Source organism: Pedobacter sp. AC163 (assembly GCF_979258665.1).
In genome coordinates, this window is the sequence record NZ_OZ409872.1 from 5,066,884 (window position 1) to 5,083,186 (window position 16,303).

A 16,303-nucleotide genomic window follows, 5' to 3' on the forward strand; every position below is an offset into this window, starting at 1 on the left:
AAACCTAAAACATAAAAAAGCACCAAATTGATTCAATTCATTTGGTGCTTTTTCGTTGAAGTTATTTCAAAATCTCATCAATTAATTTAATCTCTTCATCGCTGAATGTAGTGTTATCCAAAGCTCTAATTGAATCTGTTATTTGTTCTGGTTTGCTGGCGCCAATCAAAACACTGGTAATCCGCTTATCTTTTAAGATCCATGAAAGCGCCATGTGCGAAAGTTTCTGACCACGAGATTTTGCCAACTCATTCAATTGAGTAACTACTGCTAGTTTTTCTGGAGTAATATTGGTTTCTTTTAAGAAAATCCCACTTGTGGCCACCCTTGAATCGGCTGGAATACCGTGCAAATATTTATCGGTTAATAAACCTTGTGCTAGCGGTGAAAAAGGAATACAGCCTACACCATTTTCCTCCAATACATCCAATAGACCATTTTCTACCCGGCGCTCAAACATGGAATATTTCGGCTGATGAATGAGACAAGGCGTTCCGTTTTCTTTTAAGATTTTAATTGCAGCAGCAGCTTCTTCTGCACTATAGTTGGAGATGCCCACATATAAGGCCTTCCCTTGTTTTACCATCAGAGTTAAAGCGTCCATAGTTTCCTGCAATGGTGTTTCAGGATCTGGGCGATGGTGATAAAAAATATCAACATAATCAAGTTTCATTCTTTTTAAACTTTGATCCAGGCTGGAAACCAGGTATTTTTTCGATCCCCATTCACCATAAGGGCCATTCCACATATGATAACCGGCTTTACTCGAGATTACCATTTCATCGCGATAACCTTTAAGGTGTTGATGAAGAATTTTACCAAAAACCTCTTCAGCTGATCCCGGCGGCGGTCCGTAATTGTTCGCAAGGTCAAAATGTGTAATGCCATTGTTGAAAGCGGTGTAAATAAGTTCTTTGCTGTTTTCGAAAACATTAACATGCCCGAAATTGTGCCATAACCCTAAGGAAATTGCCGGCAGTTTCAATCCGCTATTACCGCAACGATTATATAACATTTTGTCGTAGCGATTATCTGATACAATATTGTTCATCATTTTTGAAGTTATTGGCAATAATAAACAGAATCTAAGTTTAATTTATAATTAAGTTTCGCAAACAAACAAGGTTTCATTAAAAGGGGAATTATGTTTCTTCTTTCTATATCACAATAGATACAAAAAACGATCACAATATATAGATGTAAATCGTTTTATTTGTAATAAAAGAAATATTAATAAGCTTCTATTAGCCCATTATCTAACCCAATATTAATAAATGATGAAACTAAAATCTTTTACAGGTCTGTGTTTTCTTGCTATACTAGCATTAGCTTCCTGCCAGTCTGAAAGCGGAAAATCCAGCAAAGAAAATACACAAACTACTGATTCAATAACGATTGTAAAATTAGTTGCAGATTCTTTTCAAAAAGAAATTGACGGCAAAAAGACTGGCCTTTATACCTTAAAAAATAAAAACCAAGCGGAAGCCATTTTTACCAATTATGGCGGGCGGCTAGTGAGTTTATTGATGCCTGATAAGGATAAAAAGACGGTCGACGTAGTAGTAGGATTTAAGAGTGTTTCGGACTATCAAAACTCCACCGAACCCTATTTTGGTGCCACTATCGGTCGATTTGGCAATAGAATAGCCAAAGGGAAATTTACTTTGGATGGGAAACAATATCAATTATTTACGAACAACGGGCAAAACACTTTGCATGGCGGTAAAAAGGGTTATCAGGATGTAGTTTGGGACGCTAAGCAAATTAACGAACACACCATTCAGTTCGATTATTTATCAAAAGATGGTGAGGAAAATTTCCCTGGAAACCTAAAAGTAACGGTAACTTATACCTTAACGGATGATAATGAACTGAAGATGGACTATCAGGCTAGTACTGATAAAACTACCGTATTAAATTTAACGAATCATGCATTTTTTAATTTAAATGGTGAGGGGAGTGGTGATATTTTAAATCATGAGGTTAAGATATTTGCCGATGAATATACACCTGTTGATTCTACACTAATTCCGACCGGGAAGATTGAAAAAGTTAAAAACACTCCATTTGATTTTACTACGGCCACTAACATTGGTGCAAGAATTAAGGATAATAATGAGCAGTTAACTTTTGGCAAAGGATATGACCACAATTATGTACTCAACAAAACAAAGGCTATGAATATGTTCCAGGCTGCAAGTGTAAAAGGAGATAAATCTGGAATTGTAATGGATGTTTACACGCAAGAACCTGGGTTACAATTTTACAGTGGCAATTTTATGCAAAGCAAAAATAAATTTAAAGGAGGAAGTAAAGACGATTTCAGAACCGCCTTTTGTATGGAAACGCAACATTTTCCTGATTCTCCAAATCAGCCGGGCTTTCCCTCAACGGTATTAAAACCTGGGCAAGTTTACAAAACGAGTTCTATTTATAAATTTTCAAATTAATCTGATTAGACCAAACAAAAAGAACTGCGATTAAGCAGTTCTTTTTGTTTAAAATAAATCCTGCAAAGCAGGATCGTTATAATCTTCCATATACGCGATGATGTTGTTGTATGCCGAAAATTCATCGGCGGTATGCATTGTGGTCAAAACCACACAACTCATTCCTGCATTTTGTGCAGCTTCTACACCTTTTGGTGCATCTTCAAAAACTACACATTCTTCAGCAGCGATGCCTAAAAGCGCAGCGCATTTGCTAAACGTTTCTGGATCTGGTTTGCTATTTTCAACATCTTCTGCACTCACAATGGCTGAGAAATACGATCGAACATTCAAATTATCCAACACAAAATTAATGTTAAAGGGTATTGCTGCCGAGCCAATGGCCATCAATATTCCTGATTCTTTTGCCTTTTCTAAAAACTGATCTAAGCCAGAAATCAATGTTAAATGTTTTTTGTATGCGGCTTGATAACGGTGTTCTTTTTCGATTGATATTTGGTCGATTTGTTCTTGCGAAAAGTGACCAACCCCAAAAACCCGCTCCAAAAGATCTTGATTTTTGCCATACATCTCTTTCTTAACAGCCTCGAAAGTAATACTCGCTCCCAAATCTTTTGTTAGGATGGAATGCCATGCATGGTTATGAAATTCCATGTCATTTATCATAGTGCCATTTAAGTCGAAAAGAAAAGCCTTTGGTTTTTGATTCATCATGCCGCAAAATTATCAGAAATTTTAAGGAATGCGTTAAATTAATTTAATCATTGGATTTTGACGGAAGAATTAAAATTTTCCAAAATGTTCATCTTCAAGAATATCTACTTAAAAATAGTTTAAGCCATCATATTTTGTTTGGAAAATCTACTTACAAATAATACATTGCAGTAGAATTAACCCTAACCTTAAATTTTGTTTTTATGAGCCACATTAAAGATGACGGCGAGCGCTTGATTGCATTTTTAAATAGCCTTCATCCCCTTAGTAAGAAGGTAATTGCATTGGCTCGAAAAAAAACCTTTCAAATTATTGTCAAAAAAAATGAGCTGATTCCGAGTATAAATAATACTGGTGAGGAATGCATTTTTATTGTCCTAAAAGGTATTGTTAGAGGATTTATTTTAGATAATGGAAAAGATATTACTACTGTAATAACTGATGAAAATAACATAGTAGGCCACGTTCGTAATCCTGGAGTGGCTCATTCTGTTTATGAGGAACAGTTTCAAGCACTAGAAAATTCTGAATTATTAGTTCTAGAATATTCTTTTATCGATGCACTTTACAAGAAATATCCCGAAATGAATATTTTGGCAAGAAAACTTCTTGCGCTTCATTTTAACATGTCGCAAGAGCGCTCTATTTTGTGCAGAATACCGTCTGCAGAAGTAAGATACAATAAGTTTAGGCTCGGTAATCCGAAACTGAAAAACCGCGTACCAGTTAAATTTTTAGCTACCTATTTAGGAATGCGAATAGAAACATTAAGTAGGATAAGGAAAAAGGAAAAATTGGAATCAGCTGCCTAATTTGAGTTTATACTTGTGTTTTCCTTTTTAAGATAGAAGTAGCACAATGGGAACAGGCATATTAATCCTAGTAAAAATCCACCTAATGTATCTGTAAACCAGTGTGCACCTAAATATATCCTTGAGGGTGCAATAAAGATCATCAGAAATGCAGAAAGATAAGTGACAACGTTCCGGGTAGCTTTTGGAATAGTAGTCATACGGTCCATCAAAAAAATCAGAAAGCCAAAAAACAGTACGTAAGATAGCACATGCCCACTCGGGTAACTTTGAAACCTATTTACCTCCACTAAACGAACATAGAATGCAGTAGGCCGTGGGCGGTTGATCAGGTTTTTGATCGCCAGGATAATCAATCCCGATACTAAAATAGAGGCAATATACAAGCCTTCACGTTTATATTTTTGCCAATAAAAAATAGCCGCAACCACCAGAACAGATATCAACGACCACGGCAATTCGCCAAAAAAACTGATAGCGAGCATTACTTTATCCAGCCAATCTGCTTGGTATTGCTGGATAAATAAAGAAGCCCGGGTATCAAATGGCAATATGGGGTTATGATCAATAAAAATACTTAAAATGGTGAAAGCCAGAATCAATAGAAATAAGATGACAAGGCCTGTATTACGTTTTAATTGCATTTAAGATTGGTTGAATGTTTCAAAACTATCATTTTCCAATGATTGCCAAACACTTTTTATGCAAAAAGTTAATTACCCAGGTTTAAAACATTAGCACCCAGGGGTTCTTCTTTTACTCTTTCTAATTTCTGTTGGTGTACAGTGATAGTTATTTCTACCGATCCGGTTCCTACTGTGGCAGAAAGCAAATGCCCGCCATAGGCTTTAAAATCTTTTCCAGTTACCGTTCCATGAGTATGTAGTGAAGGTTTACCATTTTGCCAGGCTATGGAGCCACTCATGCTTGCCAATTCTACACTCTCAAATTCTTTAGGCTCATATTCCTTCGTTTTGAAGTTGAAGAAACCAAATTTCGCATTTACGAAACCCATTCCCGAATAACTTGCACTTGGGATGTTTTCTCTGAGGGCAAAATTTTCCAATTGCGCCAATACATCATCACCCTGGCGCAACACCATAAAAAATCCTGCAGGCGTTTTGACATATCGTTTTGTACTATCCTGTTGCGGTTCTTGAGCGAAAGTGCTTGTACTTATTGCAAGTATAAGTGATAAGAATGAATAGATAAACTTTTTCATGGAACTGAATTTTATTAGAAACACATGCTGTAAAGAGATTGTTTGCAGCGGCTGTAGTAAACAATACCCTATAAAAATGAGTTTATTAGTTATGGATAGGAAGCCATACAACAATAAAGGAGCGATAAAAGTTCCTCGCTTTGAAGAAAGTGCAGGTTTTTACACCACGCCGGGCAGAAGCAAAAACATGGCGAAAATTGGTGCGAAAAACAGCCTGCCCGAATTGTTTTTACGTAAAGCGCTTTGGGCAAAACACATTCGCTTTCGCATTCATCCCAAAAGTTTTCCTGGTAAGCCTGATATAGTGATTAATAAATATCGATTGGCCATTTTTGTTGATGGTGATTTTTGGCATGGCTTCGATTGGGAGAATAGAAAAGCTGTAATTAAAACCAATAAAGGGTTTTGGATTCCAAAAATCGAACGAAATATACAACGGGATCAAGAAGTAAACGAACTGCTAACCGCAAAAGGTTATACGGTGATGCGCTTTTGGGAGCATGAGGTTAAAGAAAAGTTATCGCTTTGCGTTAATCAAATCGCCTTATTTATTGAAGCTGCAAAAATGGGTGTCATCCCAATTATCAGTGATTAATTACTTCACAACAATTTGCTTGGGTTCAGTAACAACGATTTGATACTTGCCCTTAAATTCGGTAACCACACCCGTTACACAGATATTGTTGCCCATAAACATCGAAGCCGGTTCAGAAGTAAATTTGGCTTGGTCTTCTTTATTAACAACAACAGTTAACAGCTCTTTAGGGTAAGCACCGCCAAGATTTATCAAGCTTAACTTTTCCAATGCTTTTGTTCCGTACACAGAATCACACACGCTTACACTTTTACCCACATATTGTGCTGCATCTTTAGCTAAAATTAAGGTTTGGCTTTTTGCTTTGTAAGCAGTTATGCAGATGAACAAAATAAGAGATAACTTTTTCATAATAGATGGATGATTGGGTGGCAACAAGCTTTTAGCAGCTGTTTGGTAGCACAAAGTTAAATATCGGCAGCTTATAAAACAATGTGTTTGTGTAAATACCGCGATATACTATCGATACGACGATGGTTCATCTTTATTTCGATGTAAATCCGTCTAATAGTTCCATGGTTTTGATGGCTTCTTGGGCACTGCATGGGTTTTCTGCTTGATCGAGAAAATAGGACACGACTTTTTCGATCATGGGTTGCTCTACATGTTGAAGCGCTTCGAATTTCAGTGTTTCTGTTTTTTCGTTGATGGTCAAATTTATCTCATGCCCAAACATTGGGAAGCTTATCTTTCCTTTTGATCCATAAATTTCGCAGATATCTTCGTTCGCTCCGTTGGCAACCGTAAAACACCAAACGCCAGTAAATACAATGTCGTTTTCAAATAAAATATGCCCGGTAACCAAATCATCTACGTTTTCTTCTCCAGACTGGTTAACTGAAACGCCATGAAAACTTTTGGTGTTGCCAAAATAGTAAAGCATTAAGTCGAGTTGGTGCGGCGCTAAATCGTGGAATAATCCACCTCCTGCAACAGCAGGATTCAGGCGCCAATTGTCTTCTGCCTTTGCAATTAAATCGTTATTTTTAGGTTGTAGCATTTTCAAATTAACAAAGCGGATATCACCGATGGAATGCTCTGCTAACAAAGATCTAATTTTTAAGAAGAGCGGCTGTTCTCTACGGTAATGTGCTACGGTTAATTTTACGCCATATTGATCAGCAGCGGCAGCCATTCTTTTAGCGGCCTCCGCATTTATAGCCATTGGTTTTTCTACATAAACAGGTTTTCCAGCTGCAAGCGCCTGAATGGTGTATTCCTCATGTTGAAGTGGGGGAGTAGCAATATATACCGCATCTACTTCGGGGTCGTTAATTAAATCCGCTGCATTGTCGTACCATTTGGCTACACCATGACGCCTGGCATAATCTGCAGCCTTTAAGGCATCTCTTCGCATTACCGCAACCAGCAATGAGTTCGGAACTTTATTAAAAGCAGGTCCGCTTTTTACTTCTGTCACATCGCCACAACCAATAATGCCCCATTTAACGTGTTTCATATTGTAAAGAATGATTTGGGATGAAGATAAGGATTTAAGGTCAATTGATGTATGTAGATCATTTTAAAAGGGAAATCAATCATGAGTATGGTTCGTTCACTCGAAGAAGAAAGTTGGACGCGAATATTATACCATATCCAGCGAATGATAAACCAAACACGTCAAATACCAATCATTCAGTAAATGGAAAATAATAATCTCCATCTTTAGTCAAGATCTATGTAGCTAATGAAAAAACTCAAATACGCTCTTTTGTTTTTGTTGACGTTTTTAACATTGACCGTTTTTGCGCAAAGCACCCGGAAAATTGTGAAGGATTTTGATGGTGACTTAAAGAAGGACACTATCCGTATTGATGGTGACCGGAAAGCATTGGTTTTGCGGTTATCCACTCAGAAATATAAAATAGTAATCAGCAAACCTATTGACTACCTAAATTTTGGTAATACCTTGGTGGCTACCAGAAATGGATTTGAATTTTGGAACAACTATGACCGTTCAGGTTTCATCAGCGTTTTTTCATACAGCAAAACGGCTAAAAAAATGCAACTGGTGCAAATGCGTAGAACGGATGATGTGCTCGGTAGAGATCATCCCAACGAAGGGCTTTTTGAGTCTAGCATCAATTTGTTAACCAACAAATATGTTGGAGTAATTAGAAGAGAGGTAAAAGGTAAAACATTAACAACATTGATAAATTCTGAAATTACCTATCCGAAAACTTATTTAGAGACGTTCGGCGACGCCATTAATTTCGACTATCAGGAACAATGCATTGCGAAATACGAGAAGTTTAATTCAAAGAAGTAGATTTTAGCCTCAGATTTAGCTTGAGCACACACAACTCGTCAACATAAATACTAACTTTTAATCGATTATTTATTATGAAAACAGTAAACAAAATTTTTCTTTCGCTCGCCACTGTAGTTGCATTAAGCGCTTGTAATAATGATAAAAAAGCTCCAGAGAACGCTCCGAAAAACCCGAACACCGAACTGGAGGCGAATAAAGTAGATGTAGATGAAGCGATGAAAGGCATGCCAACATTTTCTTCACCTGAAATTCAGAAGGAAGCACAAGAATGGTTTACTTATTTCAAAGAGGGCATGAAAGAAGCACAGCAGAAAGCAAAGCTGGCTAATGGAGATCAAGCTAAAATGAAACAGATAGGGAAAGAAATGGCTGAGAAATTTGCACCATGGAAAGAGAAAATAGCGGCTTTAAAAATCAAAATGAATGCTGAAGATAAAGTGAAGTTTGAGCAATATGGAACTAAAATAGCACAAGACATCGTTGCGCAGGCACGACGAAATTAGTAAAAGCACATGATGATTTATTGGCTGCTGCAATACTAAACTGCAGTGCGCCAGTAAATCATTAAAAAAACTAATTCTACGGCGATTCCATCAATTGTAAACTATCTATCTCAGGCAAAAACAATATTTCGTAGATTGGATACCAGATTCCAATATTCACTGCGAATATCGCTCCATTCAACCATATTTTCTTTTCCTTATTAATCTTAATTTAACACAGCTGATCGTTCTTTGTCGAAAAATCAATCAGCATGAAAATTTATTTTGCTACCTGCCTCCTGTTACTCTGTTTTACGCTGAGTGCTTTTGGGCAAGATGTAGCATTCGACAGCATCCGAGATACCATTCCTCAAAAACCAATTGAATCGCTTACAGAACTCAAAAAGAGATATGCTGAATCCATCGAGCAGCATGATGTAATCTTGGAAGGAGAGTGCTTACAACAAATGGGCAGCATATGTTATCGACAAGGGCATTTTCGGCAAGCACTGGACTTCTTTTTAAAAGCAGAGAAAATCTTCAATACCAATAATAAACCTTTATCACTTGCAGATAACCTGAGTGATATGGGTATTTTGTATTATTATCTTAAGCAGCCAGAAAAAGCCATGAAGAATTACACCTTGGCGCTGAATATTTATAGAAAGCAGCGTTATGCTAAAGGTCAGGCAACCGTATATGGCCATATTGGCCAGCTTTATGAAAAGCGCAAGAACTTTGATAGCGCATTTATTTACCAGAAACTGGCACTGAAAATCATTGAAAAGACAAATGACATCAGCGGAGCTGCGAAGATTTACGAAAATCTGGGTAGCATTTATGAAGACCTGGAAAAATATGATCTGGCTGGTAGCCACTTTAAAAAGTCGCTCAGTTTGTATCAGCAGGATCGAAATGAATTGGGCAGTATTGAAGTGATTAACAACTTAGGAGATATCCTGCGCAAAACAGGCCGATATAAGGAAAGTATTGTGGAAACCAGGTTGGCGATGCAACTGGCCGGCAAGTTGCGGAATGCTTATCAGCTGGCTTCTTGCTGCAGGGATATGGGCAAAGCATATGAGCTGTTAAACCAAATGGACAGCGCTTACCACTATATTCAGTTAGGCTATAAGTACACTTTGGACCTATATTCAGAAGATGGTGCCAAACAAGTTGCTTTTTTACAGGTGCTTTATGATATCAATAAAAAATCGGATGAGATTAATCAATTGCAGGCTGATAAAAAGATCAACCGTATCCTTGCTTTTTCTGCAACTGTAGTCATACTGTTACTTGTTGTACTTGGATTTGTTATTTTTAGCAGGCAACGCTTTAAATTAAAAGATCAGAAAATGCTAGCCAGGCAAAATCAAATTGAGCACGATTTGACCAGCCTTGAACTTAAAAATCTTCAGCTGGAAGAGCAAAATTTAAAACAGCAACTGGAAGTAAAAAGCAGGGAGCTATCTACGCATACCCTAAACCTGATTAAAAATAATCAGTTCCTCGATAACCTTCGCAATACCTTGCAGGCGATGGTAAAAGACGATAAGCGAGATCAGAAAAAACAGATGAACCAGATCTTGACTGAAATTAACCAAAGCTTCAATCATGAAAGAAATTGGAAGGAATTTACGGTCGCTTTTGAGCAGGTTCATCATCAGTTTCTGGAAAACCTAAAGAAGTTTAGCCATGAACTTACTTCAGCCGATATGCGTTTAATTGCCTTGCTGAGAATGAATCTGGATTCGACTGATGTAGCCAGCTTACTGGGTATTTCCACCGATAGCTTACGAGTTTCGAGATATCGGTTGAGAAAAAAACTAAATCTGGCGCAGGGCGATAATTTATCCGCATTTATACAGGCACTTTAATCGTTACATCATTGGTCTGAAAATTTCGTTTTGAGGTGATTTTCTCTGCTTAACAATTTGTTAATGTAACGGTAATAAAAGCATAACGGAGTTTTATGTTAGTTTTATCTATTTGATTAACAGTTGTTTATATTATGTTGTTGCTTTTTTATATACGCTCTTGTTAACGGTGTTGCCTTTATGTAACCCCGAAAGTTTTTCGGTATCGAAGTGTGTACACACCTTTGCTCCGTCAAGAATAAAAAACACTTGACCAAACAAATGAATAAACTTTTACGAATTCTGTTTTTACTCCTTATTTGTGCCGGCACCGCTCAGGCAACTAAAATAAAAGGGCACGTTTATGATAAGCAAACCGGAGAAGCAATAGTTGGTGCCACAGTAGTGCTTGAAAACCCAAGACGCGTAACCAACACCGGTTTGGATGGAACATTTGAGTTTAAAGGAATGGTAACGGGTTCGGCTAAAATTAGCGTCAGTTACATCACCTATCAAACCATCACGAAAACAATTATGGTGGAGAAAGAAGATAATGAGCATTTGAAGTTCTATATGGAAAGCGATTCAAAAGCCCTTGACGATGTGACCATCAAATCCAATGTAGTTAGTTCTACCGATCAGGGTGCCCGCAGATTGGAGAAAAATGCAACGCAAATTATGAATATTGTTTCTGGAAGAGCAATTGAGATCTCGCCTGATTTAACAGTGGCGAATGTGATGCAACGGGTTTCTGGCGTTTCCATTGAACGGAACAGTAATGGAGATGGGCAGTATGCCATCCTTCGCGGGATGGACAAGCGGTATAACTACACTTTGGTAAATGGCGTGAAGATTCCAAGTCCGGATAACAAATACCGTTATGTGCCTCTTGATTTGTTTCCTTCGGATTTGCTTGATCGTTTGGAGATTTACAAAACCTTAACCCCAAATCTAGAAGGAGATGCAATTGGTGGCGGTATCAATATGGTGATGAAAAATGCTCCTGGTAAATTTCGGTTGAATGCCAACATTTCATCTGGCTATAGCCAACTATTTATCGACAGAAAATTTGCCAGTTTTAATTCCTCAGATATCAACTATAAATCCCCTTATGAGTTGAACGGAAAAAATTATAACGCTACCCAAAACGATTTTACAAAGGCTACACTGGATTATAAATATAAAAACCCGGCACCTAATTTAATTGGTAGCCTATCGTTAAGCCAGAGATTTTTAGATAATAAACTGGGTGTGGTACTGGCTGGAAGTTATCAAAATACCTACCGCGGAAGCAACAGCACTTTTTACAATACAGCCGTAAACGGGACGGACGCCTTTGCAGTGATCACCAATAAAAGCTACAGGGAATTCTCAGAACAACAACAACGCACTGGTTTACATGGAAAAGTCGATTATGTTTTCAACAGAAATCACCAGTTAAGTCTTTACAACGTGTACGTTAATTTGAAAAACCAGCAGCTTAGAGATGCAGTGACCACAACCTATAATGGTGTTTACAATCCAACTGCAGGAAATGCCGAACTGGTTTACAATACCCGTAGCCGTTTAACCGAGCAACAAATTTATAACAGTACACTTCACGGCGACCATAAATTTTTTGATGAGAAATTTAAAGTGCAATGGTCAGCGGTTTATTCATCTGCAAAAAATGATGTACCGGAAAATACCAGTATCAGTTTAAATGGCATACAGCAAAATTTCCAGAGCCGCCGTTTGAGTTTGGTGAATACCTCGCCTGTAAATCGCAGATGGGAACGCAATACCGACGAGGATTTAGCAGGATACCTGGACTTGGGCTACCGTTTTGATATCGGGACGGATAAATTAGAAGTTATGGCTGGCGGTTTATACCGGGATAAACAGAGAAGTAGCTTTTTCAATAATTACACTTTGGCCCCAAATGCTGCCGACGCAAGTAAGGTTTACGGTGTTGATTATCAAAACTACACCGAGCTTAATTTAGTGGTCAGCAACCCAACAGGTGCGGTGGCCAATCCACTTACTTATGATGCAGCCGAAAAAATCTCAGCAGGTTATGGCATGTTTAAGTATACAGCCGCTAAGTTAGAAGTTACTGGAGGTGCAAGGGTAGAACACACCAATCAAGGCTATAATCTGCTTTTTCCTGCCGGCGAGACTTTTCCAAAAGGAAAACAGGTTTATACAGATGTGTTGCCTAGCTTAACGGCTAAATATTTCTTAACAGATAAGGCACAGTTGCATGCTTCCTATTACAAAGCGCTTAATCGTCCTGGATTTTACGAAATTGTGCCAGGCAAAGTAGTAAATGAGGAATTTCAGGAACGTGGAAACCCTGATTTACAACGTGCGCTTGCCGATAACTTTGACCTGCGGTACGAACTTTTTCCGGGTGCATCTGAACAATTGCTTGTAGGCGCATTCTATAAACGCATAAAAAATCCGATTGAATATACTTTCCGGGCAGATGCTGTTCGTGGACAGGACATTTATTACACCCCTGGCAATTTTGGAGATGCTAAAAACTATGGTGCAGAGGTAGATTATATCAAATACTTCAGTAAGATAGGGGTAAAGGCAAATTACACTTATACCCATTCAAGCATTACCACACCAAAAACAACCAGAACCATCAATCCAACCACTGGCGATATACAGGCACTTTCGGTTGACCAGAAACGTCCACTATACGGTCAATCTGAACATATTGCCAATGCTTCTTTATTATTTAAGGATACCAAGAAAGGCTGGGATGCGCAGATTGCCGGAGCTTACACAGGTCCGCGGATCAACACGGTTTCTCAGTTTTTAAACAATGATCTCTGGCAAAAAGGTTTCATCCAGATGGATGCTTCGGCAGAGAAAAGATTTAAAAGCGGCATTAGTGTTTTCGTAAAGGCAAACAATATCTTAAATACACCAACGAAGCTATTTATCAAAGGAACCAATCCTGAGAATAACAAGATCAATGAAGATTTGGTAAAGAATGGAAACACTTTGGTGAGAAGTGATTATTACGGACAGAATTATCTGATCGGCTTTAGATACAAGTTTAATTAAGCTAAATTTTTAAAAATAAAAACATGAAATCAAATCAGATTTTTAAATTGCTAATGCTTGCCCTGCTGGCACTTGCCGGCTGCGAAAAAGCAAATATCGATGTGGATACTACAGTTGTCGATGGTTCGGCAATTGGTGAAGTTTCGGGCGTATGGGCAAAAGGAAGTACCCAGGTAATTAAGGGTGATATCGTTATCCCGGAAGGCAAATCGCTCACCATTGAAGAGGGGGTAACGGTATTGATGGATACCCTGGCTAAGCCGGAAATAATAGTAAAAGGTAATTTGTACGCATTAGGAACTGCCGAAAATCCAATTAAGTTTACTGTGAATGAATTTTACAAAACTGCACAGAAGAAATTTGGTAAACTATGGGGAGGTATTTTGGCAGGCCCCACCTGCGAGGAGCTGGTGTTGGATCACGCCGTTATTGAATATGCAGGTTCAACCACTTCTGATGCATCAACATCAGTAAAAATGGGATTATACAAGGCAGTTGCCGGAGAAAATTTACCAGCATTATGGTTCTCCAATGCAAAAGGAAAGCTAGTGGTGCAAAATACGGTGTTCAGGAATCTTCAGGAAGATTGCACTTACATTGAGGGCGGCAAAATCATTTTCGCGAATAACGTATTCTACACCACAGGGGTTACCGGTGGCGAAGCGATGAATTTCAAATCTGGTTGTTTAGCCGATATCGCTTATAATCTGGTTTATAGTACAAATACCAATGCCCTGAAACTTTCGAATACCGGAGATAAGACGCCACAAACCTATATAATCATTTACAATAATACTTTGGTAAATACAGGCTGGAGAAGACCGACAGCCAAAGGCGGATCTGTTTGGGTGGAAAGCACCGTTCGTGCTGATTTGTACAATAACCTTTTTGCCAACACACGTTTTGGGATAAAAAGAGATCCTAAAAAACCTGAGGATGCCCGTTCAGCTTATAGCAATAACTGGTACTATGGTTTTGATCAGGTAACGGTTAATCAGTTTCAGCCAGGGAGCAATGATGTAATAGGCGGAAAAAATGATGTAATTAGTAAGGTGGCGGGAGAAAATGATCCCAAATTTGTGAATTATCCGCTAAATACAGCGGTGAACAATGCTGATTTCAACACCTCATGGGATTTCCACCTGCAAGGTAATTCGCCGGCATTGGCAAAAGGCGTTACCAATTTTACCCGTCATCATGGGGCAGGTATCGTAATGAAAAACGGTATCACTTACATTTCACCAGCACCATCTACCTTTGTTGGCGCATATGGAACTAAAAATTAATATGAAGAAAACGCATATCATAAATGTTGCTACAGCAGGCCTTTTATGCCTGATCCTTTCCTGTAATGGAACCGCCCAACAGGTAGATCAGGATGCGGTAAAGCCGCTCTATATATCCGATCCTGTTGATTTTGATACCGACGATCCTGCGATCTGGGTGAATGCGAAAGACCCGGCCCAATCGTTAGTTATTGGAACAGATAAAGATACCAAAGGAGGCTTATACGTTTTTGACCTCAAGGGAAAAATTATCCCTGCAAAAACTGTTAAAGGGTTAAAAAGACCTGATAATGTAGATATTGCTTACGGACTTGATCTCGGTGGGAAAAAAACTGATATCGCGGTAACTACAGAGCGTTATACACATAAGCTAAGAATTTACAGTCTTCCAGATATGAAACCTTTAGATGGTGGAGGAATACCAGTTTTCGAAGGAGAAACCCAGGCTGAATTCAGGGATTTAATGGGTATTGCAATGTATACCGACGCTGACGGGAAAATTTATGCTGTTGTTGGCCGCAAATCAGGACCAAAAGAGGGCGGTTATTTGTGGCAGTATTTGTTATCAGATAATGGTAAAGGAATAGTAAAAGCAAGCTTGGTAAGAAAGTTTGGAAAGTACAGTGGTAAGAAAGAAATTGAGGCCATTGCGGTAGATAACGAACTTGGATATATTTATTATTGCGATGAGCAGTTTGGTGTGCGTAAGTATTATGCGGATCCAACAAAGGGAAATCTGGAACTTTCCTTATTTGGGCAAGGCGATTTTGCCGTGGACAATGAAGGGATTGCGATTTATAAAACCAAAGGGAACAATGGCTACCTTTTAGTTTCAGATCAAGGTGCCAGACAGTTAAAAGTTTACAACAGAACTGGTCAGGCTGGCGCTGTGAATAAACATCCACTATTAGCCACCATTAAATATGCTGCAAATCAAACTGATGGAATTGATGTAGTTTCAGTACCATTAAATGCCGATTTTAAACATGGGCTTTTGGTGGCGATGAGCGATGATAAAACCTTCCATTTTTACCGATGGGAAGACCTCGCGGGGAAAAAATTGGATGTGAATCCATAAATACTCTTATTCACTATCTTATATTGGGATCATCGAATTTCAGAAAGTGAAAAAGATAAGGCGATAGAATTTTTAAAGTACCGTTTCTATTAAGAACAAGGCAGGTTATCTACAAAAATAACCTGCCTTTTTTTTGTATACGAGCTTTGGTTTTGAAAGTATGGTTCGCAAAGGAATATTACGCAGCTATACAATTAACTGATCTTCTAACCAAAAATGTATTAACGACAGTCAAAACGTAAGTAACCTCAAAAATCGATCTGTCATCAAATGTGATAAAACCCTTTTATCACATTTGCTTCTCTCTCAAAACTAATCTGAGAATCGAAAGCAATCTTTATTTATAAATATTGCTAAAACAGCCTATACGGCGCATTTTGACTCCTTTTGACGAAAAATTAAATGTTAATTGACGGATATGTGTATGTCCGTGCCTGATTAAATCAATTAAGTTTGATTTCGAAAACCAATTATAA

At 38.2% G+C, this 16,303-nt stretch carries 15 protein-coding genes; 9 read left to right on the top strand and 6 right to left on the bottom strand.

Going from position 1 to position 16,303, the window contains the following annotated elements; translation table 11 throughout:
- Positions 1 to 61: 61 nt before the first annotated feature.
- Positions 62 to 1,051 carry an aldo/keto reductase gene (locus ACZZZK_RS22065; protein WP_463486311.1) on the bottom strand — a complete coding sequence of 330 codons (990 nt, stop codon included), beginning with the start codon at positions 1,049 to 1,051 and terminating at the stop codon, positions 62 to 64.
- A 223-nt stretch (positions 1,052 to 1,274) separates the two neighbouring features.
- Here ACZZZK_RS22065 and ACZZZK_RS22070 point away from each other — a divergent pair, with 223 nt between their 5' ends.
- The gene (locus tag ACZZZK_RS22070) at positions 1,275 to 2,450 is read left to right on the top strand and encodes an aldose epimerase family protein (RefSeq protein WP_463486021.1); all 1,176 of its coding nucleotides are present in this window, start codon (positions 1,275 to 1,277) and stop codon (positions 2,448 to 2,450) included.
- A 48-nt stretch (positions 2,451 to 2,498) separates the two neighbouring features.
- Here the strand turns inward: ACZZZK_RS22070 and ACZZZK_RS22075 are convergent, their stop codons facing one another.
- Positions 2,499 to 3,161 (bottom strand): HAD family hydrolase, encoded by a 663-nt coding sequence (locus ACZZZK_RS22075; RefSeq protein ID WP_463486312.1) that lies wholly within the window; start codon positions 3,159 to 3,161, stop codon positions 2,499 to 2,501.
- Positions 3,162 to 3,367: 206 nt separating this feature from the next.
- Here ACZZZK_RS22075 and ACZZZK_RS22080 point away from each other — a divergent pair, with 206 nt between their 5' ends.
- Positions 3,368 to 3,976: a Crp/Fnr family transcriptional regulator gene (locus ACZZZK_RS22080; protein WP_463486022.1), complete on the top strand. Its 609-nt coding sequence runs from the start codon at positions 3,368 to 3,370 to the stop codon at positions 3,974 to 3,976.
- Here the strand turns inward: ACZZZK_RS22080 and ACZZZK_RS22085 are convergent.
- Both ACZZZK_RS22085 and ACZZZK_RS22090 read right to left on the bottom strand, forming a co-directional pair.
- Positions 3,973 to 4,620: a phosphatase PAP2 family protein gene (locus ACZZZK_RS22085; RefSeq protein ID WP_463486023.1), complete on the bottom strand. Its 648-nt coding sequence runs from the start codon at positions 4,618 to 4,620 to the stop codon at positions 3,973 to 3,975. The two genes, ACZZZK_RS22080 and ACZZZK_RS22085, sit on opposite strands and share 4 nt — an antisense overlap.
- A gap of 68 nt (positions 4,621 to 4,688) precedes the next feature.
- Positions 4,689 to 5,198: a PPC domain-containing DNA-binding protein gene (locus ACZZZK_RS22090; RefSeq protein WP_463486024.1), complete on the bottom strand. Its 510-nt coding sequence runs from the start codon at positions 5,196 to 5,198 to the stop codon at positions 4,689 to 4,691.
- Between the two features lie 76 nt (positions 5,199 to 5,274).
- Here ACZZZK_RS22090 and ACZZZK_RS22095 point away from each other — a divergent pair, with 76 nt between their 5' ends.
- The gene (locus ACZZZK_RS22095; RefSeq protein WP_463486025.1) at positions 5,275 to 5,793 is read left to right on the top strand and encodes a very short patch repair endonuclease; all 519 of its coding nucleotides are present in this window, start codon (positions 5,275 to 5,277) and stop codon (positions 5,791 to 5,793) included.
- On the opposite strand, the gene ACZZZK_RS22100 is transcribed toward ACZZZK_RS22095, so the two are convergent.
- The gene (locus ACZZZK_RS22100) at positions 5,794 to 6,144 is read right to left on the bottom strand and encodes a hypothetical protein (protein WP_463486026.1); all 351 of its coding nucleotides are present in this window, start codon (positions 6,142 to 6,144) and stop codon (positions 5,794 to 5,796) included. It lies immediately after the preceding gene.
- A gap of 133 nt (positions 6,145 to 6,277) precedes the next feature.
- Positions 6,278 to 7,252, bottom strand: coding sequence for a Gfo/Idh/MocA family protein (locus ACZZZK_RS22105; protein ID WP_463486027.1), 975 nt, complete (start codon positions 7,250 to 7,252; stop codon positions 6,278 to 6,280).
- A 228-nt stretch (positions 7,253 to 7,480) separates the two neighbouring features.
- Between ACZZZK_RS22105 and ACZZZK_RS22110 the strand changes: the two genes are divergently transcribed.
- The 6 genes from ACZZZK_RS22110 (at position 7,481) to ACZZZK_RS22135 (ending at position 15,827) form a co-directional block, all read left to right on the top strand.
- Positions 7,481 to 8,062, top strand: a complete 582-nt coding sequence (locus ACZZZK_RS22110; RefSeq protein ID WP_463486028.1) for a hypothetical protein — start codon at positions 7,481 to 7,483, stop codon at positions 8,060 to 8,062.
- A gap of 74 nt (positions 8,063 to 8,136) precedes the next feature.
- Entirely contained in the window at positions 8,137 to 8,568 is a 432-nt protein-coding gene (locus ACZZZK_RS22115; protein WP_463486029.1) for a hypothetical protein, read from the top strand.
- Positions 8,569 to 8,819: 251 nt separating this feature from the next.
- The gene (locus ACZZZK_RS22120; RefSeq protein ID WP_463486030.1) at positions 8,820 to 10,424 is read left to right on the top strand and encodes a tetratricopeptide repeat protein; all 1,605 of its coding nucleotides are present in this window, start codon (positions 8,820 to 8,822) and stop codon (positions 10,422 to 10,424) included.
- A gap of 261 nt (positions 10,425 to 10,685) precedes the next feature.
- A complete protein-coding gene (locus ACZZZK_RS22125; RefSeq protein WP_463486031.1) occupies positions 10,686 to 13,463 on the top strand; it encodes a TonB-dependent receptor in 2,778 nt (925 codons plus the stop codon).
- A gap of 23 nt (positions 13,464 to 13,486) precedes the next feature.
- Positions 13,487 to 14,749, top strand: a complete 1,263-nt coding sequence (locus ACZZZK_RS22130; RefSeq protein ID WP_463486032.1) for a right-handed parallel beta-helix repeat-containing protein — start codon at positions 13,487 to 13,489, stop codon at positions 14,747 to 14,749.
- 1 nt (position 14,750) lies between these two features.
- A complete protein-coding gene (locus ACZZZK_RS22135; RefSeq protein ID WP_463486033.1) occupies positions 14,751 to 15,827 on the top strand; it encodes a phytase in 1,077 nt (358 codons plus the stop codon).
- The last annotated feature ends 476 nt before the right edge of the window (positions 15,828 to 16,303 follow it).